This is a genomic window from Streptomyces yamdrokensis (genome assembly GCF_053890455.1).
In genome coordinates, this window is the sequence record NZ_CM132679.1 from 1995490 (window position 1) to 2019912 (window position 24423).

The window sequence follows — 24423 nt, forward strand, 5'->3', positions numbered from 1 at the left end:
CGCGAGGGTCCGGTGACCTCGGGGTCCACGACGCCGCCGTCGGCAGATCCGGGGGCCCGCGCCTTCCGTCCCCGCGGCGCCCAGCCCTTCGACGACCGGATGCTCTCGTGGCAGGTCACCGGGCGGACGGTGCCGGTGTGGACCACCGGCGGGCGGATGAAGGGCGTGGCGTTCACCGCGTCGGCCGAACGGCCGGCCACGCTCGCCCGGTACCGCGAGGGCGGGTCCGACCTCATCTGCCGGGACGGCAGGTGGTTCCTGAACGCCACCTGCGAGGTCCCCGAAACGCCGCCGCACACGGACCCGGCCGGCTTCCCCGGCATCGGCCTCGGCGTCGTGGACACCGCCACCACGTCGGACGGCGAGATCACGGCCGGGTGGGAACTCAACCGTGTCCGGGCCCGGTTCGCGTGCCGGTCCTGCGGATTCGTTGATCACGCGGACCGGAACGGCTCCCGCGACATCCGCGCCAGAGCGTGGGAGTTGTGGCGACGCGGGGCCCGGCCAACGGCCCCTGCCCCGCCCCCGCGCCGGCGGGACGGGGCTTGGACGCAAACGCAGCACCACAGCCAGTGATGCCCGTTGTGCAAGCCCGGGACTTTCAGTCCCGGGTCGTTGACACCAGGTGCTTCTTCACCTCGGTCGCGGGCTCGTCGCCGTAGGCCCGGGCGAAGCGCTCCATGAAGTGGGCGCGGCTCAGCTGGTACTCCTGGGTGCCGACGGTCTCGATGACCAGGGTGGCGAGCATGCAGCCGACCTGCGCGGCACGCTCCAGCGAGACGCCCCAGGCCAGTCCGGACAGGAACCCGGCGCGGAAGGCGTCGCCCACCCCGGTCGGGTCCGCCTTGCGCTCCTCCTGGGCGCAGCCGACCTCGATGGGATCCTCGCCCGCACGCTCGATGCGCACCCCGCGGGAGCCGAGGGTGGTGACGCGGTGGCCGACCTTGCCGAGGATCTCGGCGTCGGACCAGCCGGTCTTGTTCTCGATGAGCCCCTTCTCGTACTCGTTGGAGAAGAGGTAGGTCGCCCCGTCCAGCAGTATCCGGATCTCCTCCCCGTCCATCCGGGCGATCTGCTGGGAGAAGTCGGCGGCGAACGGGATGTTCCGGGCCCGGCACTCCTCGGTGTGCCGGAGCATGCCCTCCGGGTCGTCGGCGCCGATGAGGACCAGGTCGAGACCCCCCACACGGTCGGCGACGGTCTTCAGCTCGATCAGCCGGGCCTCGCTCATCGCGCCGGTGTAGAAGGAGCCGATCTGGTTGTGGTCGGCGTCCGTGGTGACCACGAAGCGGGCGGTGTGCAGCGTCTCGGAGATGCGGACGGAGCCGGTGTCGACGCCGTGCCGCTCCAGCCAGGCCCGGTACTCGTCGAAGTCGAAGCCCGCGGCTCCGGCCAGGATCGGCCGGGTGCCGAGCTGGCCCATGCCGAAGGCGATGTTCGCGCCCACGCCGCCCCGGCGTACGTCGAGGTTGTCGACCAGGAAGGACAGCGAGACCGTGTGCAGCTGGTCCGCGACGAGCTGGTCGGCGAAGCGGCCGGGGAAGGTCATGAGGTGGTCGGTGGCGATGGAGCCGGTGACTGCGATGCGCACGGCGTGGACTCTCCTGAGGGAGGGGGATTGACGGTCCACGCTATCTGGTGGGCGCCATCCGTTGAAGACCGACAAAACTACCCGATAGTAGATCTTTCGTCGTGACCTGCGGCATGCATACGGTGCCGATATGACGAACCTCAAGGTCCACGCCCCCACTCAGGCCGACCTCGACGGCGACCTGGCGTCGCTGCGCGGCGACTGCGCCCGGATGGCTCCCCGCTGGACGGCACCGGACCGGGGCGCCGCCCGTCCGGTCTCCCCGTCCCTGATCCACGGTGTGTCCGTGCCCTCGTCCTCGGCCCGGCTGCTGGACGCGATGTCCGAGTACGGCGACTGAGCCGGGTTCTCCCGCGGCCGGATCGGCGTCCGGGGAACCGTGCGCTCCCCCGCTGCGTCCCATCGCTGTCCCCCGTGAAGGGGATACGGGATACGACCCCCCAGCAGTCCGGGTGCGACCGGGCAGGGTCTTCAGGGACAGCTGTGCAGCCGAAGGAGCGATGCGGTGAACACCGAGCGACCCGACAACGACGACGCCGAGGCACGGGCCTCCGGCAGCGCAGGCGGCACCGGGGGCGCTTCGGCCGACGGCACGGACGCCCCGCAGGGCGCGCGGCCCCGGGAGGACGCCGCCGCGCCCGGCTCCGCCCACCAAGCTCCCGCTGCCGGGGCCGGGGAGCAGGGGGAGGGCATCGGGGACACCGGGGCGGAGGGCGGCGGGTCGCCGGGGGGCGAGCGTGAAAAGCCCCCGGAGGCGGCGGAACCCCGTACCGCTCCCGGGCAGGCCGAGGACACGACAACCCGCACGACAGTCGGCGCGGTGACGCGGGACGCCGGAGGCGGGGGCCAGGAGAGCGGACCCGCGGCGGCCCCCCGGGGCCGGGGTGAGCGACCGGCACCCGAAGACCCCGCGTCCGAAGCTCCGCCCGCCGGGGACGCGCAGGCCGGCTCCTCGTCCGCCGACACGTCCGCGGCGTCTACGCGGTCCGCGCCGTCCGCGCCGAAACCCGAGGACATGGACGCGGGCGTCCCCCGCGCGGAATCCGGGGCACCGCGGGCGGACGTCTCCGGAACCCGGGCCGGGGAGTCCGGTTCCGTACGCGCCGACGCCCCCGGGTCGTCGGCCTCGGAGGGCACGGACGTGACCGCGCCCGAGGCGCCGAGAGCCGACGACACCGGGGTCCCGACGCCGGACTCCGCAGCCGCCACGAGCGATGCCGCACAGGCCGGCGAAGCCGGGGACCAGGCACCGAGGAGCAGGCCCGGGAGGGCGCACGGCGGTGAGGCCGAGAGCCCAAAGGCCGGGGCTCCGGCCACCGGAGGCGCACAGACCGACGCCGCGAAGACGGACGGCGACGCGGACCGGGCCGCCGGGAGCGAATCCGTGGAGGATGCCCCTCGGGGCAGGGGCGGAGCTGCGGCGGCCGGGGATCCGGAGGCCGGGTCCTCGGCCACCGGGGTTTTTGGGCCCGACGCGCCCGCGGCCGCGGGGGCGGCGGCCACGGAGCGGGAGACCGGCACGGCCGGGGCCGGGTCCCCACCCGTACGGGCAGCCGCCGGCGAAGCTCCGGTGCCGGACGCGGACGAGGGACGTACCGGCGTGGGCCACGGCGACGGCACGGCCCCCGCCGACGTGCGCGGCGGCGGTGACGGGCACGGGGCCGGGCGGCGGCGGTCGCCGGGGCTGGTGGCGGCGGTGGCCGCGGCGGTGCTGCTGGTCGGGGGCGGCGGGGCTTACCTCGCCGCCAGTGCCTCCGGCGGGTCGGGCGGCGGTACGACGCCGGGGGCGAACGGCGACGGCACTCCCCCGCCGCTCACCCTCGACGCCTACGCCGAGGGCGGCACGCACGGCATCGCGCCGGGTGAGCCCAACCCGTACGGCGCCGCCTACCGCGCCGACGGCGCCCTCCCCGAGGGCCCCGACGCGGCGCCCGTGTACCGCGCCCAGGGGCAGATCACCGAGGCGCAGGTGGCCGGGCTGGCGAAGGCGCTCGGGGTCGGTGGGAAGCCGGTGGCGGAGGGCGAGGCCTGGCGGATCGGCGGCAAGGACGGCAGCGGGCCCACGCTGCGGGTGGACCGCGGCGCCCCCGGCACCTGGACGTTCAGCCGCTACACGCCGGGCCCCGACGCCTGTACGGGCAAGGACGAGGCGTGCAAGGCGCCTTCGGCCGACGACGCGCCCGCGGTGAGCGAGGAGGCCGCGAGGAAGGCCGCCACGCCCGTGCTGAAGGCGCTGGGCCAGGACGACGCGAAACTCGACGCCGGCCAGGTCATGGGCGTCAAGCGGGTGGTGAACGCGGAGCCGGAGGTCGGCGGGCTGCCGACGTACGGCTGGACGACCGGGGTGGTCGTCGGCGCCGGCGGTGAGGTGGTCGGCGGCAGCGGCCGGCTGTCGACGCCGGTGAAGGCGGACACGTACCCGGTGGTGGGCGCCGAGGAGGCGCTGGAGCTGCTGAACACGGCGCCCGGCGTCGGCGGGCGCGCGGAGATCGGCGGCTGTGCCACTCCCGTACCGCTGGAGGACGGTGACCGGCAGGAGCCGTGTGCCACGGCGTCGACCCTGCCCGCCAAGGACACCGTCGTCGTCGAGAAGGCGGTGTTCGGGCTGGCCGCGCACGCGGTGGACGGGCAGCAGGCGCTCGTGCCGTCCTGGCTGTTCGAGGTGCGGCCGACAAACGCGCAGGACGGCGGCACGGTGACGTATCCGGCGGTCGAGCCGGAGTACCTCGCCCCGCGGGCACGGTCCGGGGAGTCGAGCACAAAACCGGAGAAGCCGGGGGACGGTGACCGGCCGACCTCGTCGCCGGCGGCGCGCGAGGTGGCCGTCGAGGGCTACACCGCCGAGGGCGACGAGCTGACGGTGACCTTCACCGGCGGGGTGTGCGCCGACTACGAGGCGGCGGCGGGCGAGAGCGGCGGCCGGGTCACGGTCACCGTGACCGAGACGCCCTGGCCGGACAAGGTGTGCATCCTGATCGCCAAGCAGTACCAGCAGACGGTACGGCTGGACGCGCCGCTGGGAGCCCGCGAGGTGGTGGACGCCGACGGTGAGCCGGTGCCGCTGCGCAAGGACGGCGCGCGGCTGCCCGCGCCGCCTTCGAAGGGCTGACGAGGGACGTAAAAGCCCGAAGGCGGCGGCCCCGTTCTAACGGGGCCGCCGCCTTCGTGGTGCGCCGTGCCGCCCGGGAACGGGTCCCGGAGCGGCGCCGGAGCCTGCTCAGCTGAAGGAGTCGCCGCAGGCGCAGGAGCCCGTGGCGTTCGGGTTGTCGATGGTGAAGCCCTGCTTCTCGATGGTGTCGACGAAGTCGATGGTGGCACCGCCCAGGTACGGGGCGCTCATCCGGTCGGTGACGACCTTCACGCCGCCGAAGTCCTTCTCCACGTCGCCGTCGAGGGAACGCTCGTCGAAGAAGAGCTGGTAGCGCAGGCCGGAGCAGCCGCCGGGCTGGACGGCGACGCGCAGGGCGAGGTCGTCACGGCCTTCCTGGTCGAGCAGCGCCTTGACCTTGGCCGCGGCGGCTTCGGTCACGAGGATGCCGTCGGTGACGGTGGTGGTCTCGTCCGATACGGACATCTACATCTCTCCCGGGTTGTACGGAGACTGCTTGCCGACGGTTGCAACCGACGGGGCCGCGGATTCATTCCGGGCCGGGAACGTGTTCTCTCGGCTCCGTCCTCATGCTCGCACACGCCCCGGCGAGCGGAAAACGGCCCGTGCGGCCCCCTCGCGGACACCGCTCCGCAAGGAGGCCGCGACCGTTCGGCCCCGGCCGGGGGAATGAACGGACTGCCACGGGGATTCACGTCACATGGACGCTATGGCCGTCGTCAAACTGACGTGAAGCGGATATGATAATAGCGTCAATCCGACGAGAAGTCGTCGAACCGGTGTCCCGTTTGTCCCGCCGGTCCGGTCCTCACGGGCCCGGCCGACCGCAGAACAGAAAGGGTGCGTGTCGTGACCACCGCCCAGACCCAGGAGCTCGACGTACAGCCGACGCCCCTCGCCCTGTTGCTCCTCGGCCGGGAGGCCGACCCGAGGAGCGAGCGCGGTGTGGAGTGTCCCGGTGACCTCCCCTCGCCGTCAGATCCGGACCTGGTGGAGCGCGCCCGCGCCGCCAAGGAGAAGCTCGGGGACAAGGTCTTCGTGCTCGGCCACCACTACCAGCGCGACGAGGTCATCCAGTTCGCCGACGTCACGGGCGACTCGTTCAAGCTGGCCAGGGACGCCGCCGCGCGCCCGCAGGCCGAGTACATCGTGTTCTGCGGTGTGCACTTCATGGCCGAGTCCGCGGACATCCTCACCGGCGACGACCAGAAGGTGGTCCTGCCGGACCTCGCGGCCGGCTGCTCCATGGCGGACATGGCCACCGCCGAGCAGGTCGCGGAGTGCTGGGACGTGCTGACCGAGGCCGGGATATCCGACCGGGTCGTGCCCGTCTCGTACATGAACTCCTCCGCCGACATCAAGGCCTTCACCGGCAAGCACGGCGGCACTATCTGCACCTCGTCCAACGCGAAGCGGGCCCTGGAGTGGGCCTTCCAGCAGGGCGAGCAGGTCCTGTTCCTGCCCGACCAGCACCTCGGCCGCAACACCGCGGTGCGGGACCTGGGGATGTCCCTGGAGGACTGCGTCGTCTACAACCCGCACAAGCCGAACGGCGGGCTGACGGCGCAGGAGCTGCGGGACGCGAAGATGATCCTGTGGCGGGGCCACTGCTCGGTGCACGGCCGCTTCAGCCTGGACTCGGTCAACGACGTGCGCGAGCGCGTCCCGGGCGTCAACGTCCTGGTCCACCCCGAGTGCCGGCACGAGGTCGTGGCCGCGGCGGACCACGTCGGGTCGACCGAGTACATCATCAAGGCGCTGGAGGCGGCCCCGGCCGGTTCCAAGTGGGCCATCGGCACGGAACTGAACCTGGTGCGCCGGCTGGCGAACCGTTTCGCTCCCGAGGACAAGGAGATCGTGTTCCTGGACAGGACGGTCTGCTTCTGCTCCACGATGAACCGCATCGACCTCCCCCACCTGGTCTGGGCCCTGGAGTCGCTGGCGGAGGGCAACCTGGTCAACCGCATCGAGGTGGACCGGGAGACCGAGCAGTTCGCCAAGCTGGCCCTGGAGCGGATGCTGGCACTGCCGTAACGCGTGGTGCCGCAACGCGCACCGCCGCAACGGCGACGGCCCGCCCGGAACCGAGGTTCCGGGCGGGCCGTCGCCGTTGTGCGGGGCGGGAACAGGTCAGACCTGCGCCGGCTCCGGGTCGCCCGCGGGCCCGGCGGGCCCACCGGATCCCCCGGACGTCTCCGGCGTCTTCGGTTCCTCGTCCGCCGTGCCCCTCTTCAGGGCCTTCTTCTTCGCGCGCCGCTCCTTGCGGAGCTCCAGCATCGCGTAGAGCGTCGGCACCAGCAGCAGGGTCAGCACCGTCGACGTGATCAGACCGCCGATCACCACCACGGCCAGCGGCTGGGCGATGAAGCCGCCCTCACCGGTGACGCCGAGCGCCATCGGGAGCAGGGCGAAGATCGTCGCCAGGGCCGTCATGAGGATCGGACGCAGCCGGTGCCGGCCGCCCTCGATCACGGCCTCGACGACACCGTACCCCTGGGCGCGGTACTGGTTGATCAGGTCGATCAGCACGATCGCGTTGGTGACCACGATGCCGGTCAGCATCAGCATGCCGATCATCGCCGGGACGCCCATCGGGGTGCCCGTGACGATCAGCAGGCCGATCGCGCCCGTCGCCGCGAACGGGATGGACACCAGCAGGATCAGCGGCTGGGCGAGCGACCGGAAGGTGCCGACGAGCAGCATGAAGATGATCGCGATCGCCGCGAGCATCGCCAGGCCCAGGTTGGCGAACGCCTCGTCCTGGTCCTCGGACACGCCGCCGATCTCGGCCGTCGCGCCCGCCGGGAGGGTGAGGGCGTCGATCTCGGCCTGGAGCTCGGTGCTGACCGCGCCGGTGTTGTCACCGGTCGGGCGGGCGGTGACGGTGGCGGAGCGCTGGCCGTCGATCCGGGTCATGGACACCGGGCCGTCCTTCAGCTCGACGGTGGCGATGTCACCCAGCTCCACCGGGCCCAGGCGCAGCTTCTTCAGCTCGGCCAGGGTGGTGGCCGGCTCGGCCGAGCGGATGACGACGTCGCGCTCGGTGTCGTCGAGGACCACCTTGGCGGCGGGGGTGCCCCGGACCGCCTGGGCGACGGCCGCGCCGAGCGTCTGGCTGTTGAACCCGGCCGCGGCGGCACGGGAGTTGGCCTCCACGGAGATCCGCGGGACGCTCTGCGACAGGTCGCTGGTGACGTCCGTGACGTCGTCCAGCGAGGCCACGGTCTCCTGTACCTGGTCGGCCGCCCTGCGCAGCACCTGCGCGTCGGCCGCCTTGACGACGACACTCAGGTCCTGGCTGGCGAACCCGTCCCCGCCCGCGATGGTGGTGGTGCCGATGCCGTCGAGTCCGGCGAGGCCCTTCTCGATGCGCTCCTGCACGTCCTCAGAGGACGCGGAGTCCTCCAGCATCACCTGGTAGCTGGCCTGGTTGGTGTCCGTGCCGCCGCCGAAGGCCGCCATGAAGCCGGACGAGCCGATGGTGACCTGGTGGTCCTTGACGCCCTCGGTGTCGCCGAGCAGCTTCTCGACCTTCTTCGCCTGCGCGTCGGTGGCCTCGAGGCTGGTGCCGGGCTCCAGCTCCTGACGGACCGTGAGGACCTGCTGCTCGCCCTGGTCGAAGAAGTTGGTCTTGAGCAGCGGGGTCATGCCGAACGTGCCGATCAGGACGACGACCGCGATGGCGATGCTGGCCAGCCTGCGCCGGGTGGCGAAGCGCAGGACGGAGACGTAGAAGGTCTGGAGACGGCTCTTCGCCTCCTTCTCCTCGGCCAGCCTGCGTGCTTCGTCGGCGTCCTCGGGGGTGCCCTTCGGGGGACGCAGGAACCAGTACGACAGGACGGGGACGACCGTCAGCGACACCAGCAGGGAGGCGAGCAGCGCCGCCGTGACGGTGATGCTGAAGGAGCCGAACAGCTCGCCCACCATGCCGCCGACCAGGCCGATCGGCAGGAAGACGGCGACGGTGGTGAGCGTCGCGGACGTCACCGCGCCGGCCACCTCGCGGACGGCGCCCAGGATCGCCTCGCGGCGCTCCTCGCCGTAGCCGAGGTGCCGCTTGATGTTCTCCAGGACGACGATGGAGTCGTCCACGACCCGGCCGATCGCGATGGTGAGCGCGCCGAGGGTCAGCATGTTCAGCGACAGGTCGCGCGTCCACAGCACGATCAGCGCGAGGACGACGGACAGCGGGATGGACACCGCGGTGACGAGGGTCGAGCGGATCGAGGCGAGGAAGACCAGGATCACCAGGACCGCGAAGACCAGGCCGAGGGCGCCCTCGGTGGTCAGGCCCTCGATGGCCTTGGCGACGGCCGGGCCCTGGTCGCTGACGACGGTGAGTTCGGCGCCCGAGCCGAGGGACTCGCGCAGGTCGGGCAGCTTCTCGTCGACGGCGTCCGAGATCGCGACGGCGCTGCCGTCGTGGTCCATGGTGAGGACCACGGCGAGGCTGGGCTCGCCGTTGGTGCGGGTCAGGGAGTCGGCCCTGGCCTCCTGCTGCTCGACCTCGGCCACGGAGCCGAGGCGCACCGGCTTGCCCTCGCCGGGCTGTCCGGCGACCATCAGGTCCTCGATCTGCTCGATCGAGGTGTAGCCGCCGCCGACCTGGACGGTGCGGTTGGCGCCGCCCTCGTCGAAGGAGCCGGCCGGGACACTCGCGCCGCCCGCCTGGAGGGCCTGCGTGAGGGCCTGCGCCGTGAGGCCGGCGTCGGCGAGCTTCGCGTCGTCGGGGGTGACGGTGACCTGGAGGTCCCGGACGCCGTCCACGGTGACCTGGCCGACGCCCTCGATGCCCTCGAGTTCGGTGACCACGCTCCGGTCGAGCCGGTCGGCGAGGGCCTGCTGGTCCTCGTCGGAGGTGACGGCGAGGACCACGGCCGGGATGTCGTCGGTGCTGCCTGCGACGACCTGCGGGTCCACGTCGTCGGGAAGCAGGGCACGGGCCCGGTTGACGGCCTGCTGGACATCGGCGACGAGCTGCTCGGTCCCGTTGCCGAAGTCGAAGGACGCCATGATCACGGCGTTGCCCTCGCCGGCCGTCGAGGTGACGCCGGAGATGCCGTCGACGGCCTCCAGGCTGTTCTCGATGGGCTCGACGACCTGCTTCTCCACCACGTCCGGGGACGCGCCCTGGTAGGGGGCGATCACGGAGACCATGGGCAGTTCGATGGTGGGCAGCAGCTGCTGCTTGAGCTGAGGTATCGCGATCGCCCCGAACACGAGCGCGACGATCGACATGAGTCCGATCAGCGCGCGTTGCGCGAGGCTGAATCCGGCCAGCCAGGACATGGGTTACGGGTCTCTCTTCTGTGAGCGTCTTGAGCGTCTGCGAACGGTCGAAAGCGCGGTCGGAGGTGCGGTCACCGGCACCGTCCGACGCACGGTCACGGGCACGGGCGGGGGCACGGCCGGGCTGAGCCGGGTGCGCGCTCTACACAGTGGCGCATCGGGAGGGTCGATCCGTAGGCCCGAGGTCCCGTTCCTCGGGGCGTCGGCTACTCCCCCCGCAGTACACGCGGTCTCCCTCAGTCCGTCCTCGGGCGGACCAGACCGGATTCGTAGGCGGTCACGACCAACTGGGCCCGGTCGCGGGCGCCGAGCTTGGCCATGGCCCGGTTGACGTGTGTCTTGACGGTCAGCGGGCTGACCTCCAGGCGCTGGGCGATCTCGTCGTTGGAGTGGCCGCCGGCGACCTGGACCAGTACTTCGCGCTCCCGCACGGTCAGCGAGTCGAGCCGCTGCGCGCGGGCCGGGTCGCGGTCGGCGCCGTCGGTCGTGCCCTCCTGGGCGAGGAAACGGGCGATCAGGCCCTTGGTGGCGGCCGGGGACAGCAGCGCCTCGCCCTCGGCGGCGATCCGGATGGCGCTGAGCAGTTCGTCGGGTTCGGAGCCCTTGCCGAGGAAGCCGGAGGCGCCGGCCCGCAGCGACTGCACCACGTAGTCGTCGACCTCGAAGGTCGTCAGGATCACCACGCGGACCCCGTCGAGTTCGGGGTCCGCGCTGATCAGGCGGGTGGCCGCGAGGCCGTCGGTGCCGGGCATCCGGATGTCCATGAGGACGATGTCCGCGCGCTGTTCGCGGGCCAGGCGGACCGCCTCGGCGCCGTCGGACGCCTCGCCCACCACCTCCATGTCCGGCTCGGAGTCGACGAGCACGCGGAAGGCGCTGCGCAGCAGGGCCTGGTCGTCGGCGAGCAGGACGCGGATGGTCACGGGTTCCCCCAGGAGCGCTGGTCACGGGCCGCCGTCCCGGGTCGCGGACGGGTCACGGACCGTCCTGGGCCGCGGACGCGCGGGTCTCGACGGGCAGGATCGCATGGACGCGGAAGCCGCCGCCGTAGCGGGGGCCGGTGGTGAGGGTGCCGCGCAGGGCGGTGACACGTTCCCGCATCCCGAGCAGGCCGTGGCCGCCTCCGTCGCCGTGGGCGGCGGGAGCGTCGTGGTGGGCCGCGCCGGTGCCGTCGTCGAGGACGGTGACCTCGAGGTGCGGGCCCACCCGGACGACGCTGACCTCCGCCTTCGCCTCGGTGCCGGCGTGCTTCTGGACGTTGGTGAGAGCCTCCTGGACGACCCGGTAGGCGGCCAGGTCGACGGCGGCGGGCAGCGCGGGGGCGTGGTCCGGGCGCCGGTCCTCACGGGCGACCAGGACGCGCAGGCCGGCGCTGCGGAAGGTGCCGGCGAGTTCGTCGAGGCGGTCCAGGCCGGGGGCGGGCTCGGTGGGGGCCTCGGGGTCGCCGGACTGGCGCAGCAGGCCGACGGTGGCGCGCAGTTCGCCGAGGGCCGAGCGGCTGGCCTCGCGTACGTGGGCGAGGGCCTCCTTGGCCTGGTCGGGCCGCTTGTCCATGACGTGGGCGGCGACCCCGGCCTGGACGTTGACCAGCGCGATGTGGTGGGCGACGACGTCGTGCAGGTCGCGGGCGATGCGCAGGCGTTCCTCGGCGACGCGGCGGCGGGCCTCCTCCTCGCGGGTGCGTTCGGCCCGCTCGGCACGTTCCCTGATGGCCTGGACGAAGGCGCGGCGGCTGCGGACGGCGTCCCCCGCGGTGGCGCCGATCCCGGTCCAGGCGAGGATCCCCAGGTTCTCCTGGGCGTACCAGGGCAACGGGCCGGCGATCATGGCGGCGCCGGTGAGGACGGTCATGGTGAGCAGGCCGGCCCGCCAGGTGGTGGGGCGGTCGGTGGTGGAGGCGACGGTGTAGAGCGCGACGACCACGCACATCGCGACCGGGGCGCGGGGGTCCCCGGTGACGGACTCCAGCAGGGAGGCACCGCCGGTGAAACCGAGGACCGCGCGGGGCGCGCGGCGCCGGAAGGGGAGCGCGGCGGCGGCGAGCACCATGAGGACCAGGCTGAGCGGATCCGGGGCACGCAGCGTCCAGGTGACGCCGTCGGGTCCGTGCGGGTCGACGAGGGAACCGGCCAGCATGCAGGTCAGTACGCCCGCGGCCAGGGCCGCGTCCAGGGCGAAGGGGTGCGCGCGCAGCCGACGCCGGGCCCGCTGGAAGGTGCTCACGACCGTTCACCGTACGGCCTCGCGGGGGCGTGCGGGGGGCGTACGGACGCGGGCGGCCCTGCGGGCCGGGGTCTCATGTACCCGGGATCAGTCCGTCGCCGTCGTCGCCGAGTAGCTCCCGGACCTCCTCGATGGTCGCGTCCGGAGAGGGGAGGATGAGGTCGGAGGGTTCCAGCGCGTCGTCCGGCAGTGGCTCGCCGAGCTCGTGGACCCTGTTCAGCAGGGCGGTGAGGGTCCGGCGGAAGCCGGGGCCGTCGCCGCCCTCCATCTCGGCGAGGAGTTCCTCGTCCAGTTTGTCCAGCTCGGCGAGGTGGCTCTCGGCCAGAGCCACCTGCCCCTCCCCCATGATCCGTACGATCATGTCGGCCTCCTGGGCACCCGCGCGGGGGCCTCGGTCGTCATCGGCACGGGCCGGTGTCCCGTGCGGCGGTCACTGCTTGTCGAACCTCGGGGTGTCCTGCGGCTGCTGCTGCGACCGGGGCTGCTCGCCGCCGCCCTCGATGGCCTGCTTCTCCGTGGAGGAGCCGCCCGCCAGTTCGGCCTTCATGCGCTGCAGTTCCAGCTCCACATCCGTACCACCGGAGAGCCGGTCCAGCTCGGCCTGGATGTCGTCCTTGCGCGTGCCGGACTGGTCGTCGAGGGCTCCGGAGGCGAGCAGCTCGTCGATGGCACCGGCCCGCGCCTGGAGCTGGGCGGTCTTGTCCTCGGCCCGCTGGACCGCCAGCCCGACGTCGCCCATCTCCTCGGAGATGCCGGAGAAGGCCTCGCCGATCCTGGTCTGCGCCTGCGCCGCCGTGTACGTGGCCTTGATGGTCTCCTTCTTCGTGCGGAAGGCGTCGACCTTGGCCTGGAGCCGCTGGGCCGCGAGGGTGAGCTTCTCCTCCTCGCCCTGGAGCGTCGCGTGCTGCGTCTCCAGGTCCGTCACCTGCTGCTGGAGGGCGGCGCGGCGGGAGAGGGCCTCGCGGGCGAGGTCCTCACGGCCCAGCGCCAGCGCCTTGCGGCCCTGGTCCTCCAGCTTGGAGGACTGGGACTGCAGCTGGTTGAGCTGGAGCTCCAGGCGCTTGCGGCTGGTCGCCACGTCGGCGACACCCCGGCGGACCTTCTGGAGCAGCTCCAGCTGTTTCTGGTACGAGTAATCGAGGGTCTCGCGCGGATCCTCGGCCCGGTCCAGGGCCTTGTTCGCCTTCGCGCGGAAGATCATCCCCATACGCTTCATGACACCGCTCATGGGCTTCGCGCGCCCCCTTCTGACGGACTCGGCTCACATTTCTGCGACAGAACCCACAGTACGGGCCCTGCATCCATTACCGCACTGTCCGGGGGTGGATGCGCTCATCCCCAAGGACGACTGCGTCTCCTCCCGATCCGGCGCAGGGAGTAGGTGGTCCCCGGGTGCCGGCGGACAACGCACCCCAAGTCGCACACAACGCCCCTCTCGTGCCTCTACAGACGCGCGGTGTTGCCGGATCGTTCCCCCCGGGACTGGGGTCCAACCCCGTACACCCCGTACCCTTGGGTTTTGTGTTCCGTAGCCGTGCGAAGGAAGAGAAGGCCCACGCCGACAAGGCGACGGTGACCGACTCCACTCAGATCCGCCACCCGGAGGCCCCGAAGGGCCGCCCCACGCCCAAGCGCAGCCAGGCCCAGACCCAGCGGCGCAGCGTGGCCAATACGTCGATGACGCGCAAGGAGGCCGCCAAGCGGCAGCGTGACGAGCGCCGGGCCGCGATGGAGCGCCAGCGCCAGGCGCTGGCCAGCGGCGACGAGCGCTACCTGCCCGCCCGTGACAAGGGACCGGTGCGCCGGTTCGCGCGCGACTACGTCGACTCGCGGTTCAACATCGCGGAGTACTTCCTGCCGATGGCGGTGATCATCCTGGTGCTGAGCATGATCCAGGTGCCCCAGCTGCAGAACGTGGCGCTGCTGCTGTGGCTCGTCGTGATCGTGATGATCGTGCTCGACTCCGTCGTGACCGGCCTCCGGCTGAAGAAGCGGCTGGCCGAGCGCTTCCCCGACGACAGGCGCCGTGGCGCCGTGGCCTACGCGCTGATGCGTTCGCTGCAGATGCGCCGGCTCCGCCTGCCCAAGCCCCAGGTCAAGCGCGGGGAACGGCCCTGAGCACCACGCCGTTCGCCGACGGCGCGGCACCCGTCGCGGTGCCCGCGCAGGCCCCTCACTCCACGCCGAAGGCGGATGGGACGGCCGGGCCGCCCGGAAGCCTGCGGGAGGTCGTACAGCAGGAGTTGGTGGCCCGGCAGCTCGACGAACAGATAGTGGGGCGGTTTCCGGTCGGGCGGCGGCTGCGTGTGCTGGACGTCGGCATGGGCCGGGCCACGCAGGCGTTGCGCCTGGCGCGGGCCGGCCACCAGGTGACCGGTCTGGAGCGGGACGCGGAGATGATCTCCGCCGCGCGCGCGGTGCTCGCCGGGGAGCCCGAGGGCATCCGCGAGCGGATGCGGGTCGTCGAGGGGGACGGCCGCGACACCGGGGTGCACTTCCTGCCGGGCAGTTTCGACGTGGTGCTCTGCCACGGCGTGCTGATGTACGTGGCGGATCCGGACCCGCTGGTGGCGGGGCTGGCCCGGATGCTCGCTCCCGGCGGTCTGCTGTCGCTCCTGGTGCGCAACGGCGACGCGCCGGCGATGCGGGTGGGCCTGCGCGGCGACTGGGCCGGGGCGCTGTCCGCGTTCGACTCGGCGTGCCACAGGGACGGCTCGGGGCTCGAGGTGCGGGCCGACCGGCTGACGGACCTGACGGCGACCCTCGCGGGGCTCGGTGCGCCACTGCACACCTGGTACGGAGTAGGGGTCTTCACGGACACGGCGGTGGACGGAGCGCGGGTCGCGCACGCCCCCGGCCGCCCCGACGGCCTGGCGGCACTCCTCGCGGTCGAGGAGCGGGCCGGCCGGACGGACCCCTACCGCGGGGTGGCGTCGCTGCTCCACCTGTGCGGCGTACGGGGCTGAGCGGACGCGGGACGGGCGAGGGCGCGAGCCCCCGCCCGAACACTCACGCCCGAACACTCACGCCCGAACGCTCACGCCTCGTCCGCGTGGAGGCTCATCGGCCCGTAGATCTCCGTGGCGTCCTCCAGCAGCCGTACCTGGTCGGCGCCGCCCTCCACCAGTGCCTTCCAGTTCTCCCCGATCCAGGACTCGGCGTCCCCCTGTGTGGTGAAGTCCTCCGGCGTCACCGCGGGCTCGACCTGCGTCCCGTCGGCCTTCTCGAACCGCCACGTCCATGCCGCCATGTACGCCTCCCGTGGGTATGAGCACCTGTGCACAACAGGAGCCGGATCGCGGTCCGGCCCCGACCAGAGACTAGAGCCTGTCCGGCGGATGATCCGGTGGATCATCGGGAACAGGGCCCGGTCGGGCGCGCAGGAGGCGGGGGGAGGGGCGAAAATCGGGTCCGTGGAACTCACTCTGCTCGGCACCGGTGCCCCCGCGGGCCTGCCCCGCCCCGACTGTCCCTGCGCCGCCTGCGCGTTGGCCGCCGGTCCGTACGCGCGTGCGGCGACCTCGCTGCTCGTGGACGGCTCGCTGCTGCTCGACCTGATGCCGGGCGTGGCGTTCGCGGCCGCCCGCGCGGGGCATTCACTGGGCGGTGTGCGCCAGGTGCTGCTCTCCCATCCGCACGACGGCCCCGCGGTCGAGGTCCCCGCCGGGCTGCCGCAGCCGGGCCGGGTGCCGGACGGGCGGGAGCTGGCGCTGCTGACGGGTCACCGGGTGCGGGCGGTGGCGCTGGACGCGCCGGGCACCGGGTACGCGGTGACGGGCCCGGGCGGGCAGCGGCTGCTCTATCTGCCGCCGGGGGCCGCGCCGGCCGGGCTGGAGGAGCCGGCCGAGACGTACGCCATGGTGCTGCTGGACGTCGTGGGGCGTCCGGACGCGCTGGCGCGGCTGCGGGCGGTGGGCGCGGTGGGGCCGACGACGGACGTGATCGCCGTGCACCTCGACCACGACGTGCCGCCGGGCGCGGAGGAGCGGCGCCGGCTCGCGGCGGCCGGGGCGCGCGCCGTGCCGGACGGGACCACGCTGGAGGTGGGCGCCTACGAGGACGTGCCCGACCTGCCGCGCCGGACGCTGGTCCTGGGCGGGGCGCGGTCCGGCAAGTCGGTGGAGGCCGAGCGCCGGCTGGAGTCCCTGCCCCAGGTGCTGTACGTGGCGACCGGCGGGTCCCGCAACGGGGACACCGAGTGGGCGGCCCGGGTGTCGGCGCATCAGAAGCGGCGGCCGGGGGCGTGGCGGACCGTGGAGACCTGCGATCTGGTGCCGCTGCTGGGGGTCGACGGGCCGCCGCTGCTGGTGGACTGTCTGTCGCTGTGGCTGACGGACGCCATGGACTCCGTCGGGGCGTGGGACAACGCTCAGTGGGCCGACGGCGGGGAACGGGCGCTCAGGGAACGGGTGCGTGAACTGACGGACGCGGTGCGTGCGACCCGGCGGACCGTGGTCGCCGTGTCCAACGAGGTGGGCTCGGGCATCGTCCCCGTCACCGCGTCCGGCCGCCGGTACCGGGACGAACTCGGGCGGCTGAACGCGGCGTTCGCGCAGGAGTGCGAGCAGGTGCTGCTGGTGGTGGCGGGCCAGGCGCTGGTGCTCCGCGGGTGAGCCACGAGGGCCGGCATCCGGACGGGGCCGGGAGCGGGGTCAGTTCGGCCGGTTCGCCGGCTTGCGCGCGATGATCCGGTACGCGTTGGCGAACGGGGTGTGCCGCAGGACGGGCGCCAGCGTCAGGTCCGTCAGCGCCGCGACGACGACCAACGGGGCGCCCGCACGCAGCAGTACGGCGCGCGTGTGCTGCTGGAACGGGGTCGGCGGGATCGCGCGCCAGGGGGCGTCCGGGGCGGGCAGGGCGTGGGAGAGCGCCAGCGCGGCGGCGCCGGCCAGGTCGTACGGAACGTACACGGGACGGTGCCCGGCCCCGGCTCCGGTGAGCCCGGACCGGGTGGTGACGATCGTGCAGCCGAGTGACTCCAGTTCGGCCCGGAGGTTGCGCGGCGGCAGCAGATGCAGCCGCCGGGGCTGGTCGTAGGACAGCCATCGGCTGCCGAACAGGACGGCGAACGCGCTGCCGGGGTCCAGGGTCTCGACGAGCAGATGGCCGCCGGGGCGCAGGGCGTCCAGGGCGGCGTGGAGTTCGGCCCGCGGGTCGGTGGTGTGTTCGAGGTGGTGCAGCAGGCTGACGACGTCGTAGCGGGCCGCCACCCGGGCCCGCACCTTCGGGTCCGTCAGCGCGCCGATGTGGGCCTCCTCCACGCGGCCGAGGACGCGGGCGCGTTCGACGCGCGCGGTGAGGTCGGTGCCGTCGAAGGCGGTGTACGGGAAGAACTCCCGCGCGGTGTCCGGGAAGCGGGCGTGTCCGGTACCGACGTCCAGCCAGCTCTCCGGTTCGCCGAAGCGCAGCATCGCGCGGGCCGTGGCCCGGCGGCGGCGCGGGGCGTCGCGCAGCGCGAGGACGGCGTCGGTGACGGCGTCCCGGGGGGCTCCGCGCATCGCCCGCCGGTGGAAGGCCAGGCCCTCTGCGGTGAGGCGGGGGTTCTGGAAGGTGTGCCCGCAGTCCCGGCACGCGTCGACGGTGAACCGGCCCGGCCGGTGCCGCCGCAGGTCGCCGGTGCGCAGCCGGTTGCGCAGCCGCGCCGAGCCGCACCAGGGGCAGTCCGCGCGACGCGGCTCGTGCACCCGCACGGAGGCGGCCTGCTGTGCGGGGACGACCGGGGCGCCGGGGACGTCGGGCGACAGGACGGCGGGGGCGTCGGGTGCGTCGGGCACGGACATGGCGGCTCCGGGTGGGTGAGCGGGGGCGCGGGCGGGCGGCGGGCGGGCGCGGGGTGCCGGTGACGACATTCCCTTGTAAAACGTTACGGATCGGATGGCGCTCCGGGGCGCAATGACGTCGGGGTGGCGTCGTCCGGCGGGCGGGACGCCGTCGGCGCGGCCCGGGTGATGCCGACGACGGGCCCCGGGGCTCCGGCGTGTTCGATCCGGGCCGGTACTGTTCGGCGAATGAGCGTGCTGAATCTCGACGACTTCACCGATCTGATCGAGCGTCCGGACGGCGGGGTACGCCGTGACGCGGAGGCTCGCCGTGAGCGCCAGATCGTGCCGCCCGGGGCGCTGGGCCGCCTCGACGAGCTGGGTGAGTGGCTGGCCGCCGCGCAGTCCGCGGTGCCGGTGCGGCCGGTCGAACGGCCACGGGTCGTCCTTTTCGCCGGAGATCACGGGGTCGCCCGGCTGGGTGTCTCGGCGCGTCCCGCGGGCGGCGCCGGGGAGTTGGTGCGCGAGGTGCTGGAGGGAGGCCGCCCGGTGTCCGTGCTGGCCCGGCGGCTCGGGGTGCCGGTTCGGGTGGTCGACATGGCTCTGGACTGCGACCCGGACACCCTGCCCGAGGACGTCGTACGGCACCGGGTGCGGCGCGGCAGCGGACGGATCGACGTCGAGGACGCGCTGACGCCACAGGAGGCCGAGGCGGCTTTCCGGGCCGGGGTCGCGGTGGCCGACGAGGAGGCCGACTCCGGTACGGATCTGGTGGTGCTCGGTGATGTGAGCGTGGGCGGGACCACGGCGGCGGGCGTACTGGTGGGCGCGCTGTGCGGGACGGACGCGTCCGTGGTCACCGGGCGCGGCGGCGTGGCGATCGACGACCTGGCCTGGATGCGCAAGTGCGCGGCGATCCGTGACGCGCTGCGGCGGGCCCGGCCGGTGCTCGGCGACCAGCTGCGGCTGCTGGCGACGGTGGGCGGGGCCGACCTCACCGCGATGACGGGCTTCCTGCTGCAGGCCGCGGTACGGAAGATGCCTGTCGTGCTCGACGGGGTCGTGACGGCGTCGTGCGCGCTGGTGGCACAGCGGATCGCGTTCCGGGCGCCGGACTGGTGGCTGGCCTCGCACGACAGCGGTGAGCCGGGCCAGGCGAAGGCGCTGGACCGGATGGCGATGGAACCGCTCCTCGCCCACGGCGTCACCGTGGGCGAGGCCACGGGCGGCCTCCTGGCCCTCCCCCTGGTCCAGGCGGCGGCCGCCCTGGCCGCGGAACTCCCGGAACACCCCGAGGAGTCGAAGGCCTCACGGGCCCCGGACGCCTCGGCGCCCCCGGACCCTCCGGCCGAAGCGGGCCGGTCCGAGGAGCCGGAGACCTCGGGACCGCCGGCGCCCCCACAGCCGGCGGCGACCGACGGGCGGCCGGAGCCGCTGCCGAAGCCCGAGTAGCCACCGTTCCTCCGGACCGGGCAGGAGCGAGTCCGCTCGGCCGCACGCCCCGAACGGTCCTGGGCGCTCCCCCACCGCCTCAAAGGCGTGGGAGGTGCCCCCGGATCCCCGGCGTGCTCGGTGTGCTCGGCCCCCGGGGCGGGGCGGCGGCGCGCGTCCTGTGCGTGGTCCGGGTCCGAAAGACCCTGAACCATCACTCCGGTGGAGCAGGCGCCCCGCTCACCGGCGCCGTACCCGGCGCCCCGGACCCACGCCCCGTGCACCCGGACGGCCCACGACACCGCAAGCACGGGAACCGGTCACCACACGACCGGGTCGAACCCACCCTCGCGCGCACCCCCGGCAGGCGTCTGACGTCCCTTCCGCGGGGCACTCGCCGCCATCGGCGACAGCCCCGGACCCGGACTCCGTACCGGCGGCGAAAGTGCAGCCGGGGACACGCCCCGGGCAGCCCGCCCCGGCCGGCCGAGGCGCCGCGCCCCGGAGCGGGTCCCGTCCCGTCAGCCGCGTTCGAGCGGCCGGGGCGGGTCCGGGTCGGGTTTGCCGCCGATCCAGTCCTGGAGGGCGCGGCGGGGTCCCGACCAGCGCAGGTCGTGGCGGTAGGCGCGGAGGACGGCCCTGGCGCGGGCACGGTGCCTGCGCCGGTAGAAGCGTCTCGCCCAGGGCGAGCCGGGGCGGGCCAGACGCAGCGCGCCGATCACGGCGACGAGGGGCACGATCACGCCGAACACGGCGATCCTCGCCTTGCCCTTGCTCAGGGCGACGAGCGAGAAGAGGAAGTTGACCGCGACGTTCAGGGCGACGCCCGCGCGGTTCTGGAGTTCGTCCTCGCTCAGGTCGTCGACGCCGAACGGCGAGAACCCGGACAGCACCAGCCCGACCGTCGCGGCGGTGAGGACGACCACCTCGACGCTCTGCCGGCCCGCCTCGGTCCAGTAGACGTCGTCGAGGTGCAGGATCAGTGCGAACTCGTCCAGGACGAGACCGGCGCCGATGCCGAAGACGACCGCGCTGAACGCCGACCCGAAGCCGTGCCGGCCGCCCGCCACCGCGCCGAAGCCGCCGACGACGGTGAGGATCACGCCGGGCACGACGTGGTGGATGTGCAGGCCGCCCGCCTTCACGTTGCCGAAGGGGCCCCTGCCGGCCCGGATCAGCCGGGTGACGACCCGGGTGATCGCGAAGGTGAGGACGAAGGCGGTGAGGGCGAGGAGCAGCGGCAGCTTCCCCGGCTCGACGATGTTCCGCTGCAACCAATGTCCCATAGGCGCACTTTATCCATGGCGGCCCGGGGCGCCCTGCCGATCACCGGGTAATCTGCGCCGGTGCCCGCCCTCTTCCCGGCCCCGCTGTCCGACGGTCTCCGCTTCGCCTTCGGCACTCTGACCGTGCTCCCGGTCCGGGTGGCCCGCTGGGACCGCCCGGCCGCGCGCGGCGGCATGCTGTGCGCCCCGCTCGCCGGGCTGGTGGTGGGCGCCGTGGCCGCCGCCGTCGGACTTCTGCTGCTGCTTCTCGGCGCGGGCGCGCTCCTCGCCGCCGTCGCCACCGTCGCCGTACCCGCCGTGCTCACGCGGGGGCTGCACCTCGACGGGCTGGCCGATGTCGCGGACGGGCTCGGCAGCGGCAGGCCGGCCGAGGACGCGCTGCGGATCATGAAGCAGTCGGACATCGGCCCGTTCGGCGTGCTCACCCTCGTCCTCGTGCTGCTGGCCCAGGTGGCCGCGCTGGCCCAGGCGTACGCCGACTCCTGGACCCGGGGTGCGCTCGCCGCCGTGGTCGCCGCTCTCGCGGCCCGCCTCGTCCTCACCCTCGCCGCCCGGGCCGGGGTGCCGCCCGCCCGCCCGGAAGGACTGGGCGCCGCGGTCGCCGGGGTCGTGCCGCGGCCGGGGGCGGCGGCCGTCGCGCTCGCGGTGACCGGCGCGGCGGCGGCCGGGGGCGCCCTCCTCGGCGCGGACGGCGTCGTCCGTACCGTCCTCGCGGTGCTGCTGTCGGCCGCGGCCGCGGAACTCCTCCTGCGGCACTGCGTCCGCCGCTTCGGCGGGGTCACCGGCGATGTGTTCGGCGCGCTGACGGAGACCGCGGCGACGACCGCCCTCGTCGTCGCGGCGCTGGGCTGAACGGTCCCCGCCGGGCACCCGGCGTGCCCGGGTGCCGGTCTCAGCAGGCCCGCCTCCAGACCCCCAGTTCGTACTTCTTCAGCAGGGAACTCAGCTTCAGCCGCCGGGAGTCGGCGCAGAAGCGGTCGGTGGGCAGTTCGTACTCGGCGTGGAAGACGGCCTTGCCGGCCTCGACGAACGGGGTGAGCCGCGCGCACTCGCCGTACTGGGCGCACTGCTCGTTGACCGCGAAGTCGTAGTCGCCGACCAGCTGCGGGATCTGGTCCAGGTCGTTCTTCAGGCCGACGGCCAGGCCGCGTTCGTGGGCGAGCCGGGCGATCAGGCGGTTGTAGCGGAGCTGGTCGGCGGCGGTGAGCGGGAACCCGGTGCGGTTGCGGTAGCCGTCCATGTTGTCCGGCTCCACCGCGTCGAAGCCCTTGTCGCGGCACATGTCGAACCGCTCGGCCATGATCGGTTCCAGGACGTCGGTACGCCGGATGTCGAGCCAGCGCTCTCCCTCCCAGCCGTTGCCGCGGCCGATCACCTCGTCGGGGAAGTCCCCGGCGTCCGGGCGGAAGTCCTCCCAGGCGCCCGTGGACAGGTAGCAGATGACCTTCCGGCCGTCGCGGTGCAGCCGCGCGACCGTGTCCCCGGAGTGGTCGAACCCGTCGATGTCGTAGACCGGTACGTCGACCGAGGTGTCGAGGCGCCCGCTGAGCTGCCACTGCCAGTCGGTACCGGGACTCGGCTGCCAGCGGGAGCCGGGGTCCCCGGCCCGTCCGGAGCCCTCGCCGGACCCGGAACCGGAAGGGCTTTCGGATCCGGTGCAGCCCGCGAGCAGCAGCGCGCACAGAGCGAGAGCGAGAGCCAATGGCGCGCCGGGCAGTCCTGCGTGTCGTCTCATGGGTCTCGTCTCAGAGGTGGTGTCCCGGGGGCGCGTCTCGGGGTGGCCCGCCACCCCCGCCGTCCGGCGGTCCGCGGCCGGGCCCCGGAGACGGCCGCCACATCACCGATCGGTGAAGACCCGCGTGAGGGGGTGGACACGCAGACGCGCGTAGTCTCGTCCGGAGTGTCGCCGTACCGGGGAAGGCCCCGCCGAGACCGTACCGTCAGGTGCCGTTAGGGTCGGCGCCGGGCCCGGTCGACCCACACCTTTCGGCCACAGCAACTTCACATCGGAAGCGAGAATTCACCACCGTGACTGCTCTCACTCTCAGCACCGCCGCGTTGCCCGGCCTGCGGGCCGACGCGATCGTGATCGGTGTCGCCAAGGGCACCGCGTCCGCGGCCGGGGGCCCGGTCGTCGTACCGGGCGCCGAAGCCGTGGACAAGGCCTACGACGGCAGACTCGCCGACGTCCTGGAGACCCTCGGCGCGTCCGGCGCCGAGGGTGAGGTGACGAAGCTCCCCGCGCCCACCGGCTTCAAGACGCCGCTCGTGGTCGCGGTGGGCCTGGGGTCCCCGCCCGAGAAGGACGCCGCCCCCGACACCGAGGCACTGCGCCGGGCGGCCGGCGTGGCCGCCCGTGCCCTGTCCGGTTCCAAGAAGGCCGTCTTCGCCCTCCCGATGACGGACGCCGCCGACGCCGGCGCGGTCGCCGAGGGCGCGCTGCTCGGCGCGTACTCCTTCGACGCCTACAAGAACACCGCCGACAACGGCGGCAAGGACAGGAAGAAGGCCCGCAAGGCGCCGCTCGCCGAGGCCGTGCTGGCCGGCGTGCCGTCCCGCGACAAGGCGTTCAAGGCGGCCGTCGCGCGTGCCGCCGCGGTGGCCGAGGAGCTCAACCGGGCCCGCGACCTGGTCAACACCCCGCCCAACGACCTCGACCCCGAGGCCTTCGCCGCCGTCGCCCAGACCGCGGCCAAGGAGCACGGCATCAAGGTGCAGGTGCTCGACGAGAAGGCGCTGGCCAAGGCCGGTCACGGCGGCATCCTCGGCGTGGGCGCCGGCTCGGCGTCGGGCCCGCGGCTGGTGAAGCTGTCGTACACCTCCGCGAAGGCGAAGAAGCACCTCGCCTTCGTCGGCAAGGGCATCACGTACGACTCGGGCGGCATCTCGCTGAAGCCGGCCGGGCACAACGAGACGATGAAGTGCGACATGAGCGGTGCCGCCGCCGTGTTCGCGGCGGTCGTCGCCGCCGCCCGCCTCGGTCTCGCGGTCAACGTCACCGGCTGGCTGGCACTGGCCGAGAACATGCCCTCGGGTTCCGCCACCCGCCCGGGTGACGTGCTGCGCATGTACAGCGGCAAGACGGTCGAGGTGCTCAACACCGACGCCGAGGGCCGTCTGGTCCTCGCGGACGCGCTGTGGGCCGCCTCGGAGGACAAGCCGGACGCGATCGTGGACGTCGCGACGCTGACCGGCGCGATGGTCCTGGCGCTGGGCAACCGCACCTTCGGCATCATGGCGAACGACGACACCTTCCGCGCCGCGGTGCTGGAGGCCGCCGAGGAGGTCGGCGAGCCCGCCTGGCCGATGCCGCTGCCGGAGCACCTGCGCAAGGGGATGGACTCGGCCGTCGCCGACATCGCGAACATGGGCGAGCGGATGGGCGGCGGACTCGTCGCCGGTCTCTTCCTGCGCGAGTTCGTCGGCGAGGGCATCACCTGGGCCCACCTCGACATCGCGGGACCGGCCTTCAACGAGGGCGGCCCCTTCGGGTACACGCCCAAGGGCGGTACGGGCTCGGCGGTACGGACGCTGGTCCGCCTCGCGGAGCAGACGGCGGCCGGCGAACTGGGCTGAGCCGGCCGGTCCGGCCGGCGGGGCCCCGTGCACGAGCGGGACGGGGCCCCGCCTCCGCGCGCGGGTCCACCCGGCCCGCGTCCGGCCGCCCCGCGCCGGCCGGCCCGGCGCTTTGACGCGTGGCGGGCTCTTCCGGGTCGCCGGTTCCGCTCCCCGGGG

21 protein-coding genes are annotated in these 24423 nt (G+C 73.6%); 10 read left to right on the forward strand and 11 right to left on the reverse strand.

The window, feature by feature from the left end; translation table 11 throughout:
• Nucleotides 1–12 precede the first annotated feature (12 nt).
• A complete protein-coding gene (locus tag ACWZEH_RS08360; RefSeq protein WP_456197033.1) occupies nt 13–576 on the forward strand; it encodes a hypothetical protein in 564 nt (187 codons plus the stop codon).
• A gap of 25 nt (nt 577–601) precedes the next feature.
• Here ACWZEH_RS08360 and ACWZEH_RS08365 read toward each other — a convergent pair whose 3' ends face one another.
• Nucleotides 602–1591: a carbohydrate kinase family protein gene (locus ACWZEH_RS08365; protein WP_456197035.1), complete on the reverse strand. Its 990-nt coding sequence runs from the start codon at nt 1589–1591 to the stop codon at nt 602–604.
• 130 nt (nt 1592–1721) lie between these two features.
• On the opposite strand from ACWZEH_RS08365, the gene ACWZEH_RS08370 reads away from it, so the two are divergent.
• Complete coding sequence (locus tag ACWZEH_RS08370) at nt 1722–1931, forward strand: hypothetical protein (protein ID WP_456197037.1); 210 nt, start codon at nt 1722–1724, stop codon at nt 1929–1931.
• A 1260-nt stretch (nt 1932–3191) separates the two neighbouring features.
• Nucleotides 3192–4700, forward strand: a complete 1509-nt coding sequence (locus ACWZEH_RS08375; RefSeq protein WP_456199498.1) for a hypothetical protein — start codon at nt 3192–3194, stop codon at nt 4698–4700.
• Nucleotides 4701–4808: 108 nt separating this feature from the next.
• Here ACWZEH_RS08375 and ACWZEH_RS08380 read toward each other — a convergent pair whose 3' ends face one another.
• Nucleotides 4809–5165 carry an iron-sulfur cluster assembly accessory protein gene (locus tag ACWZEH_RS08380; RefSeq protein ID WP_456197039.1) on the reverse strand — a complete coding sequence of 119 codons (357 nt, stop codon included), beginning with the start codon at nt 5163–5165 and terminating at the stop codon, nt 4809–4811.
• 384 nt (nt 5166–5549) lie between these two features.
• Here ACWZEH_RS08380 and nadA point away from each other — a divergent pair, with 384 nt between their 5' ends.
• Nucleotides 5550–6734: a quinolinate synthase NadA gene (gene nadA, locus ACWZEH_RS08385; RefSeq protein WP_456197041.1), complete on the forward strand. Its 1185-nt coding sequence runs from the start codon at nt 5550–5552 to the stop codon at nt 6732–6734.
• Nucleotides 6735–6830: 96 nt separating this feature from the next.
• Here nadA and ACWZEH_RS08390 read toward each other — a convergent pair whose 3' ends face one another.
• The 5 genes from ACWZEH_RS08390 to ACWZEH_RS08410 all read right to left on the reverse strand — a co-directional run bounded on the left by ACWZEH_RS08390 (nt 6831) and on the right by ACWZEH_RS08410 (nt 13419).
• A complete protein-coding gene (locus tag ACWZEH_RS08390; RefSeq protein ID WP_456197043.1) occupies nt 6831–9989 on the reverse strand; it encodes an efflux RND transporter permease subunit in 3159 nt (1052 codons plus the stop codon).
• A 236-nt stretch (nt 9990–10225) separates the two neighbouring features.
• A complete protein-coding gene (locus ACWZEH_RS08395; protein WP_456197044.1) occupies nt 10226–10912 on the reverse strand; it encodes a response regulator in 687 nt (228 codons plus the stop codon).
• 52 nt (nt 10913–10964) lie between these two features.
• On the reverse strand, nt 10965–12212 hold the full coding sequence (locus ACWZEH_RS08400; protein WP_456197045.1) for a sensor histidine kinase: 1248 nt from the start codon (nt 12210–12212) through the stop codon (nt 10965–10967).
• Nucleotides 12213–12285: 73 nt separating this feature from the next.
• Nucleotides 12286–12573, reverse strand: a complete 288-nt coding sequence (gene pspAA, locus ACWZEH_RS08405) for a PspA-associated protein PspAA (protein WP_456197047.1) — start codon at nt 12571–12573, stop codon at nt 12286–12288.
• 69 nt (nt 12574–12642) lie between these two features.
• Nucleotides 12643–13419, reverse strand: a complete 777-nt coding sequence (locus ACWZEH_RS08410) for a PspA/IM30 family protein (protein ID WP_456199500.1) — start codon at nt 13417–13419, stop codon at nt 12643–12645.
• Nucleotides 13420–13649: 230 nt separating this feature from the next.
• Between ACWZEH_RS08410 and ACWZEH_RS08415 the strand changes: the two genes are divergently transcribed.
• Nucleotides 13650–14330 (forward strand): DUF3043 domain-containing protein, encoded by a 681-nt coding sequence (locus ACWZEH_RS08415; protein WP_456197049.1) that lies wholly within the window; start codon nt 13650–13652, stop codon nt 14328–14330.
• A 128-nt stretch (nt 14331–14458) separates the two neighbouring features.
• Entirely contained in the window at nt 14459–15178 is a 720-nt protein-coding gene (locus ACWZEH_RS08420) for a class I SAM-dependent methyltransferase (RefSeq protein ID WP_456197051.1), read from the forward strand.
• Between the two features lie 71 nt (nt 15179–15249).
• Here the strand turns inward: ACWZEH_RS08420 and ACWZEH_RS08425 are convergent, their stop codons facing one another.
• The gene (locus ACWZEH_RS08425; RefSeq protein ID WP_456197053.1) at nt 15250–15462 is read right to left on the reverse strand and encodes a hypothetical protein; all 213 of its coding nucleotides are present in this window, start codon (nt 15460–15462) and stop codon (nt 15250–15252) included.
• Nucleotides 15463–15625: 163 nt separating this feature from the next.
• On the opposite strand from ACWZEH_RS08425, the gene ACWZEH_RS08430 reads away from it, so the two are divergent.
• A complete protein-coding gene (locus ACWZEH_RS08430; protein ID WP_456197054.1) occupies nt 15626–16825 on the forward strand; it encodes a bifunctional adenosylcobinamide kinase/adenosylcobinamide-phosphate guanylyltransferase in 1200 nt (399 codons plus the stop codon).
• Between the two features lie 39 nt (nt 16826–16864).
• Here ACWZEH_RS08430 and ACWZEH_RS08435 read toward each other — a convergent pair whose 3' ends face one another.
• Entirely contained in the window at nt 16865–17992 is a 1128-nt protein-coding gene (locus tag ACWZEH_RS08435; RefSeq protein ID WP_456197056.1) for a class I SAM-dependent methyltransferase, read from the reverse strand.
• A 228-nt stretch (nt 17993–18220) separates the two neighbouring features.
• Here ACWZEH_RS08435 and cobT point away from each other — a divergent pair, with 228 nt between their 5' ends.
• Nucleotides 18221–19423, forward strand: coding sequence for a nicotinate-nucleotide--dimethylbenzimidazole phosphoribosyltransferase (gene cobT / locus ACWZEH_RS08440; RefSeq protein ID WP_456197058.1), 1203 nt, complete (start codon nt 18221–18223; stop codon nt 19421–19423).
• A gap of 500 nt (nt 19424–19923) precedes the next feature.
• Here the strand turns inward: cobT and ACWZEH_RS08445 are convergent, their stop codons facing one another.
• The gene (locus tag ACWZEH_RS08445) at nt 19924–20688 is read right to left on the reverse strand and encodes a hypothetical protein (RefSeq protein ID WP_456197060.1); all 765 of its coding nucleotides are present in this window, start codon (nt 20686–20688) and stop codon (nt 19924–19926) included.
• A gap of 60 nt (nt 20689–20748) precedes the next feature.
• Here ACWZEH_RS08445 and ACWZEH_RS08450 point away from each other — a divergent pair, with 60 nt between their 5' ends.
• Nucleotides 20749–21540: an adenosylcobinamide-GDP ribazoletransferase gene (locus ACWZEH_RS08450; protein WP_456197062.1), complete on the forward strand. Its 792-nt coding sequence runs from the start codon at nt 20749–20751 to the stop codon at nt 21538–21540.
• A gap of 40 nt (nt 21541–21580) precedes the next feature.
• Here the strand turns inward: ACWZEH_RS08450 and ACWZEH_RS08455 are convergent, their stop codons facing one another.
• Entirely contained in the window at nt 21581–22423 is an 843-nt protein-coding gene (locus ACWZEH_RS08455; RefSeq protein ID WP_456197064.1) for an endo alpha-1,4 polygalactosaminidase, read from the reverse strand.
• Nucleotides 22424–22716: 293 nt separating this feature from the next.
• Between ACWZEH_RS08455 and ACWZEH_RS08460 the strand changes: the two genes are divergently transcribed.
• A complete protein-coding gene (locus ACWZEH_RS08460; RefSeq protein ID WP_456197066.1) occupies nt 22717–24264 on the forward strand; it encodes a leucyl aminopeptidase in 1548 nt (515 codons plus the stop codon).
• Nucleotides 24265–24423 lie beyond the last annotated feature (159 nt).

Coding starts and splice junctions, on each gene's coding strand:
- ACWZEH_RS08445 (WP_456197060.1), bottom strand. CDS start 20,688: ATGGGACATTGGTTGCAGCGGAACATCGTCGAGCCGGGGAAGCTGCCG.
- ACWZEH_RS08370 (WP_456197037.1), top strand. CDS start 1,722: ATGACGAACCTCAAGGTCCACGCCCCCACTCAGGCCGACCTCGACGGC.
- ACWZEH_RS08455 (WP_456197064.1), bottom strand. CDS start 22,423: ATGAGACGACACGCAGGACTGCCCGGCGCGCCATTGGCTCTCGCTCTC.
- cobT (WP_456197058.1), top strand. CDS start 18,221: ATGAGCGTGCTGAATCTCGACGACTTCACCGATCTGATCGAGCGTCCG.
- ACWZEH_RS08435 (WP_456197056.1), bottom strand. CDS start 17,992: ATGTCCGTGCCCGACGCACCCGACGCCCCCGCCGTCCTGTCGCCCGAC.
- ACWZEH_RS08425 (WP_456197053.1), bottom strand. CDS start 15,462: ATGGCGGCATGGACGTGGCGGTTCGAGAAGGCCGACGGGACGCAGGTC.
- ACWZEH_RS08390 (WP_456197043.1), bottom strand. CDS start 9,989: ATGTCCTGGCTGGCCGGATTCAGCCTCGCGCAACGCGCGCTGATCGGA.
- ACWZEH_RS08410 (WP_456199500.1), bottom strand. CDS start 13,419: ATGGGGATGATCTTCCGCGCGAAGGCGAACAAGGCCCTGGACCGGGCC.
- ACWZEH_RS08380 (WP_456197039.1), bottom strand. CDS start 5,165: ATGTCCGTATCGGACGAGACCACCACCGTCACCGACGGCATCCTCGTG.
- pspAA (WP_456197047.1), bottom strand. CDS start 12,573: ATGATCGTACGGATCATGGGGGAGGGGCAGGTGGCTCTGGCCGAGAGC.